This window comes from Streptomyces sp. NPDC003042 (assembly GCF_053591315.1).
This window is the reverse complement of sequence record NZ_JBSFTP010000151.1, coordinates 1-6,627: the sequence shown is the minus strand read 5'-3', so window position 1 is coordinate 6,627 and position 6,627 is coordinate 1. Positions and strand designations below refer to the sequence as shown.

Below are 6,627 nucleotides of genomic sequence, written 5' to 3'. Positions count from 1 at the left end.
CGCACGAAGCTGTTCCCGGGCTCGCAGCGGCTGATCGAGCTGGCGGACCGGCTTGAGCAGCTCCAGGTCGAGGCCCTGTGCTGGTGCGGCGCCCGTGCCACGCACAACGCCCGCACGGTGGGCGGCGAGATGGTCGTGGAAGGCGCGCAGGTGGTGGTCGGGGACGTGAACCGCCCGGCGGGGGAGATCGGTTACGAGGTCCTGTGCCGCCGCCACCACCGCAAGCGCATGACCTCGGCCGCGGCCCACGCCGGCGCCCTCTCCCCGGACGTCCTCCCCGTCAACCACGCCTGACCGTCTTCTTCCATGCCGGCGGCCGAGTTACCGGAGACCGTGACTGTCGAGACGGTGGATGAGGCCGGGCCGGCTCCGGTAGGTGTCGCGCAGGAGCCCCAGACGCTGCTGGAAATCGACACCGTGTCCGGCGTGAGCGCAGGCATCGCGCAGGTCACGAAGGAGGGCGACAGCCGCGTCGTAGGCACTGGTCTTCTTGGAGGCGATGTGTGCTTCGGCCTGGTTCCAGATGACGTCCGCCTCGGCGGCGAGTGCGGTCAGGCGCGTGGCGCGGGCTCGCAACCGGTCGCGTTCGGCGTGCCCGTGGCGCTCGGCGCGGCGGGTGTGCGCCGCATCCAGCAGCCGGGCGGCGGTCCGGCGACCGGGTGCGGTCGCTGGGGCGGAGGTTTCCCGCAGACGGTGCAGGAGTTCGCTGTGCAAGTGGGGTTCCGGGCCGAGGGCGAGGCGCACCAGTAGGGCGTCCTTCTCCTCGTCCGGGAGGGCGGAGACGAGTCGCGCGAGCTCCTTCCGTGTCAGACCGGCCGCGGGTTCCGGTGCCGCGGTGCTGCTCTGTGCGGCGACAGCGAGCAGGTCGGTGTCGACGCGCAGGAAGTCCGCGAGCGCGCTTTGCGGAGCCGTGAGTTCGCCCAGGCCGACGGGGACGGGAGGCTCCAGGGCGGACTGGTACTCCTCTTCGTCGTCGTCCTCGGCTTCCCAGGCAGAGAGGGCGGAGAGCCACGCCAGATAGAGGGGCCGCATATCGCCGGTGGCGAGTTCCTCGCGTACGCCGATGACGGCGGCCAGGGAATCGTCGGCTCCCTCGACCCAGTCGCCGCCCTCGTCCTCGCTGGTCAGGTCGAGGAGAAGGTGGGTCCGGGTGGCCCAGGTTTCGACGTGGTGGCCGAGAGCGTACGGTTGGACGCTGCGCAGGGCCAGGCGCTGTAGGGGCAGGCGGAGCATCAGCCGGCGTGTGCCCCAGCTGGCGACGTACAGATGGGCGTCGAAGTACCGCTCCACCAGGTTTCGCGGATTCCCCCGCAGGTCGCCCCAGTGGTATTCGTTGGTGAAGCTGGTGGCGGTGATCCTGGCACGGCTGGAGACGCCCCGCAGTGCTTCCCGCTGGTCGCCGCTCAGCGGCCGGTCGAGGGCCTGAAACTCGTAGTACTGGTACTCGCTCACCGGAAGCACCCTACGGCTGACGGCGGTGCGGGAGGGTTGGTTCGGCGAGGCGGCGAGGGCACGGAACGGAGCGATTGTGGACGAGTCTCATGGCAAGACAGTGGGACAGGTGCGGGAGTTGGTCGGGTGGATCGGCGCGGGACGGAAATTGACGCAGACCGGCCGCATCACTCTCGCGGACGCCCGGACCTTGGTGGAGCTGCTGGGCACCGGCGACCAGATGGACCCGGTGATCGGCGACCGGATGTTCAAGACGAAGTCCAGCGAGGAGCTGTACCACCTCAACCTGCTGGCGGAATGGGCTAAGGCCGCCCGACTGCTGAGGGTTGCCGGTGGCCGTCTGCTCCCGGTGAAGAAGAACGCCCGGCTGCTCGACCGGCCCGACGGCCTGTGGAACGCCCTCTTCGAAGCGGTCCCGCGCATCGGGAGTGCCGTACTGGTCTCGGGGTGGCTTGAGTCGGTCTTCTCGCAGGAGTATGCCGCCGGCCTGCGGACGCTGCTGCATCGGCTCTACGCGGCTCGCGGCCCGGTCGCCGGCGACGCGCTGCGCAGAGCGGTGTGGCAGGCGGTGACCGCTCCTTACATCCTCGACGATGTGCCGCCCGAGCGGCTGCGGGGCTGGCGCGGTAGCAACGACCGTGACGTGCGGCTGTTGCTCGACGCCCTCGCGGCCCTCGGGGCGGTCCGAAGCGACGATGACACCGTGGAGCTGACCGGTCAGGGCAGGCGGGCCGTGGCCGTGATGCGCGGCGAACCGCTCCCCGGAGAACCGGTGTTCCAGCTGCGCATCGATCTGGAGGACATTGTCGAACCGGCGGTCTGGCGACGTGTGCTGGTGCCGGCCGCGGCCCGGCTCGACCAAGCGCATGCTGTGATCCAGGCTGTCATGGGCTGGGAGAACAGCCATATGCACGCCTTCACCGTGGACGGCGTCCAGTACGGCCGGGCCAACACCGAGCTCGACTTCCGGGACGAGCGGGGCGTCACTCTCGGCGCCCTGCTCAAGGAGGGAGGGAGCCTTGCGTACACGTACGACTTCGGTGACTCTTGGGACCACCGCGTCACGGTGGAGCACCGGATCGCAGCCGAGGCGGACCGGATCTATCCCGTCTGCGTAGCCGGTTCCGGCGCGTGCCCTCCTGAGGACTGCGGAGGCGCCGGGGCCTATGAAGACCTCAAGCGGACTCTCGCCGATCCGACGCGGACGGAGCACGACGACCTCGTGCGGTGGCTTGGCCTTGACTCCGGGGTGGGGTTCGACCCGGCCCGGTTCACCCCCGGCGAAGCCAATGACAGACTCCAGCAGATGTAACCCACCCATCCCGGGCGCCACCCCTGGGCGGGCTCGGTGTGGGCGCACGGCCCTCGTACTCTCGCGCCCGAGAGTCGGACGGTGCCGAAGGGCTGCGGGGAGCGGTCGCGGCTCGGCTGACATGGCGGATGCCCCAGTAAGCCTGTCTGGAAGCCGGCATGGTGGAGGCGAGGTGGTAGCACCACTTGGATGAGCTGATCTCGCCGAGTCACGGGCATGCCGCACCCAGATGATCTACCGTTGGCGGCGCGTGCCGATATGGGCTGTGAAGCTCCATGAAAGCCATGGGACGGGAGACGTGTAGTGCCGATCGGATTCGTCGATCGCGTTGAGCACATGGAGGAACTGCGCTCGGTCTTGGCCGGGCTTGCGGAAGGGCGAGGCGGCCAGGCCGTTGCTTTCGACAGCGTGTCAGGAATGGGTAAGTCCGCTCTGCTGAGGGCGTTCGAGGCCGAGGCTGTCGTGTCTCCGGGTCCCGCGAGGTGTCGGATCGTGTCCACCAGGTGTCAACCCGGAATCGGGCCGGACCTGATGTACGGGCCGGTGCTCGATCTACTCCTGAAGCTCGGCGAAGACCAGGAGCCCAAGCGGCGCGGTGTCTTCAGGAGGATGCTTGGTGCCACCGGTCAGGGAGTGGTCCGATCAGCGCCGGAGGTGCTGTCCGCGATCGTTCCCGGACTCGGGGCGGTGTTCACGCTGGGCAGGGAGATCACAGAGGCCTCGCTCGATTCCGGGTCGATGCCCTTCGACAGCCTGTTGCCTTTTCGGCATGCGGCAGCGCTCAGGATCGTTGACGGCCTGCTGGAGGTGGTCAGGCAGGGTCCGCCGACCGCGCTCGTGATCGACGACGTCCAGCACATCGACGAGAGCAGCCAGTTCGTCCTCGACCAGCTTCTACGCAAACTGCCGCAGGAGCAGCTCGCCATCGTACTCAGTCACACGAGCGACGGAGCGTACGCGGACGGCCGGGAATCCAAGGTCGAGGCGCTGCTGCACCGCTGGGCCACTGAAGGGCTACTACGGCGCAGGACGATGAGGGGACTGCCACAGGACGCGATCGCCGAACTTGTCGCACAGCGGCATCCGGCGGCTCCGCCTGCCCTCTCGCACCAACTGGCGGAGCTGACGGGCGGTCATACCATCTTCGTGACGCTCTGCCTGGACGAGTGGAGCCCCGACCACGGGGCCGATGTGGCCCTGCCGCCTACCCTCTCGCGGGTGGTGGAGGAGCGGTTGCGCACACTGACCGAGCAGGACCGTGCTCTGATCGCCACTGGGGCCGCCCAAGGGGACGTGTTCCTGTCTGGCACGGTCGCGGCAGTCACGGGGATGTCGCACGACGTTGTGATGGAGCGGCTGCGGCTGATCGCCCGGGATCACCGTCTGATCGTCCCCGAGGCGCCTCCCGCATGGGCGCGCTGGGAAGCGGCGGACTGCTACCGCTTTGAGCACCGCGCGCTGTGGAGCGTTGTCTACGCACAGCAGAGCGCCGAGCAGATGCGGTCGCGGCACGCACGTATCGCGGTGGCGCTCAGCCAGGCGCAACCGGAGACTACATCGCTGGAGCGGCGGCTGGAGATCGCGCGTCATCTGAGACAGGGCGGCCCTGCCTGTCTCGCAGCGTCGGCCGACGCCCATTTCTCGCTTGCGCGCGACGCGGCCACGGAAGGGTTGTCGTTCGCCGAGGCCGAGCGGCACTGTGAAGAGGTGATCAAGGCCACCCGGGATCTGCCGACGGGTACGGAGGGCCGGGACCGGCGTTTCGTACAGGCCGTGGAGTTGCTGCTCTCGCTGACCGAGGTGCGCTGGCGAGGACAGAGCCGGCCTGCAGGCGGACCCGACATCGACGACCTGGCGGCTGAGGCGGAGGCCGCGGCGACCCGGTGCGCGGAGCCGGAACTGGCCATCCGCGCAACGCTGCTGCGCGGCAAGACCCTGCTCGCCACGCAGGGACTCGGACCTTCACTGGTCAAGCTGGCCGCTGCCGTGGAGCTGGCCGAGGAGCACGGGGACCCGGTCGCACTCTTCGTGGCCCGTGTCGAATACGGCCGCCAGGTCTCCAAGCGGAGGCTGGCCGATGGCCTGGCACAGCTCCGGGAGGCGGAACGGATGTACGCCTCGGACCCGCGCCTGGGCGGCAGCGGTGAGCCGGTCCTGCAGCACGCCCGCAATCTGGGAGAGATGCAGCTCGGCATCACCCTCTTCGACAGCGGGCACTTGACCGAGGCGCTGACGAGGCTGACCCGGTGTGTCACGCGGTTGCGCGACGAGCCGTTGAAGGCGGAGCTGCCTATAGCGCTCAACTACTTCGCCCAGGTGCACGTGGGCCTCGGCGACTACGGGAAGGCAGAGGAGGCCCTGCGTGAAGCTCTCGATTTCGAGGCGGACCGTGGCGGTGACAGCGCTTGGCACGCCTACAATGCCGCGCTCCTCGCCCGTATTGTCTCGCAGCGTTCCCAAGACCCGGACGAGAGCCGTCGGCTGATCGCCGAGGCCTGGGCGGAAACAGAGCGGACGTGGCTGGCCAATCTGGTCCCCATCGTGCGGAATCTCTATGCGGAAGTGCTGCTCGACCATGCGGACGAGTACGGGGAGGCGCTCGACGGGGCGGAACGGCTGGCGGTCGCCACATGTGTCGAGACGCGGCACAGCGGCATGGTGCGCAGTGAGATTGCCGCGCATTCCCTGCGCAGCCGGATTCTGGTGCGCAAGGGCGACGTGGAGGGAGCCGAGGAGCATGCGCGGGAGGCCCTCCGCATCTTGGAAGAGGTCGGGGACATGCCCGCGCTGCGGACGGAGGAGGTCCTCTACCACTCGGCGCTCGTCCTCTCGGCAGGCGGATCCGAGGACGAAGCGCGGGCACTGCTCGACCGTGCCCGGGGCGCGGTCCTGCGCAAGGCGGACCTGATCGCCGATGACGCGATGCGGGACCGCTTCCTGGCCGGCGTATCGCTCAACCGTGCCATTCTCGGAGACGGCGAGGTCGATCGGTGATGCGTGAAGCACTCATGCCGGAGGGAGTTCCGCCGCTCGCGGGCAGACTGGGGTGGCCATGCTGACGATCACCAAGGAGTTTCACTTCTCGGCCAGTCACGTTCTCGACCGACTGCCGAGCTGGCACCCCTGCGCCCGCATGCATGGACACAACTATGTCGTGGTACTCGAGCTCTGCGCCCGCCGGGAGGACCTCACCGAGGCGGGTTTCGTACGGGACTATCGGGATCTCGATGCGTTCAAGAAATGGATGGATGAGACCCTCGACCACCGTCACTTGAATGAGGCGATGGGGGGGGGTGCCTCACCCTCGGCGGAGAATCTCGCCGTATGGATCTTCGACCTCTGGAGGGAACGAATCCCCGAGCTCACGGCGGTCAAGGTCTCGGAGACGCCCAAGACCTGGGCTGAGTACCGGCCCGGCTGACGGAAGCGCGATCGGGGCCGCCTTCCACCTGTGCGTCGACCTCGGGGTAACGGGAGCACCGGACTCTGGCGCGAGTTGGTGGTTGGTCAAGAAAGAAGACACTGGCGCTCCAGATCGGCCACAACCGCTCGGCCCGGGGCCTGCAGGGTGTGATCTTCACCCGTGACGACCGGGCGGGCGAGGGGAAGCTGTCCTCCCGCCTCGGCCTGGTGACGGAGGCGGTCGAGGCGACCGAGGGCATGGATCTGTACGCGTACTTGGTCGCGCAGCTCTCGCAGGGCGGCAGGGTGGACTATGTGATCGTGGACGAGGCCCAGTTCCTGGCCCCGGAGCAGATCGACCAGTTGGCGCGCATCGTGGACGACCTGGACATGGACGTCTTCGCGTTCGGTATCACCACGGACTTCCGCACGAAGCTGTTCCCGGGCTCGCAGCGGCTGAT

At 68.5% G+C, this 6,627-nt stretch carries 4 protein-coding genes and 2 pseudogenes; 5 read left to right on the top strand and 1 reads right to left on the bottom strand.

Features of this window, described 5'->3' with window-relative positions; translation table 11 throughout:
• Window positions 1–294: pseudogene (locus tag ACWDYJ_RS35655) on the top strand (thymidine kinase); the annotation flags it as partial.
• A gap of 27 nt (window positions 295–321) precedes the next feature.
• Here ACWDYJ_RS35655 and ACWDYJ_RS35650 read toward each other — a convergent pair.
• Entirely contained in the window at window positions 322–1,452 is a 1,131-nt protein-coding gene (locus tag ACWDYJ_RS35650) for a hypothetical protein (protein ID WP_451569759.1), read from the bottom strand.
• Window positions 1,453–1,600: 148 nt separating this feature from the next.
• Here ACWDYJ_RS35650 and ACWDYJ_RS35645 point away from each other — a divergent pair, with 148 nt between their 5' ends.
• The 4 genes and pseudogenes from ACWDYJ_RS35645 to ACWDYJ_RS35630 all read left to right on the top strand — a co-directional run.
• Complete coding sequence (locus ACWDYJ_RS35645; RefSeq protein WP_451569758.1) at window positions 1,601–2,764, top strand: plasmid pRiA4b ORF-3 family protein; 1,164 nt, start codon at window positions 1,601–1,603, stop codon at window positions 2,762–2,764.
• 303 nt (window positions 2,765–3,067) lie between these two features.
• Window positions 3,068–5,758, top strand: coding sequence for an AAA family ATPase (locus ACWDYJ_RS35640; RefSeq protein ID WP_451569757.1), 2,691 nt, complete (start codon window positions 3,068–3,070; stop codon window positions 5,756–5,758).
• Between the two features lie 58 nt (window positions 5,759–5,816).
• Window positions 5,817–6,185: a 6-pyruvoyl trahydropterin synthase family protein gene (locus tag ACWDYJ_RS35635; RefSeq protein WP_451569756.1), complete on the top strand. Its 369-nt coding sequence runs from the start codon at window positions 5,817–5,819 to the stop codon at window positions 6,183–6,185.
• Window positions 6,186–6,250: 65 nt separating this feature from the next.
• Window positions 6,251–6,627 (top strand): annotated as a pseudogene (locus ACWDYJ_RS35630) (thymidine kinase); the annotation flags it as partial.

Coding starts and splice junctions, on each gene's coding strand:
- ACWDYJ_RS35635 (WP_451569756.1), top strand. CDS start 5,817: ATGCTGACGATCACCAAGGAGTTTCACTTCTCGGCCAGTCACGTTCTC.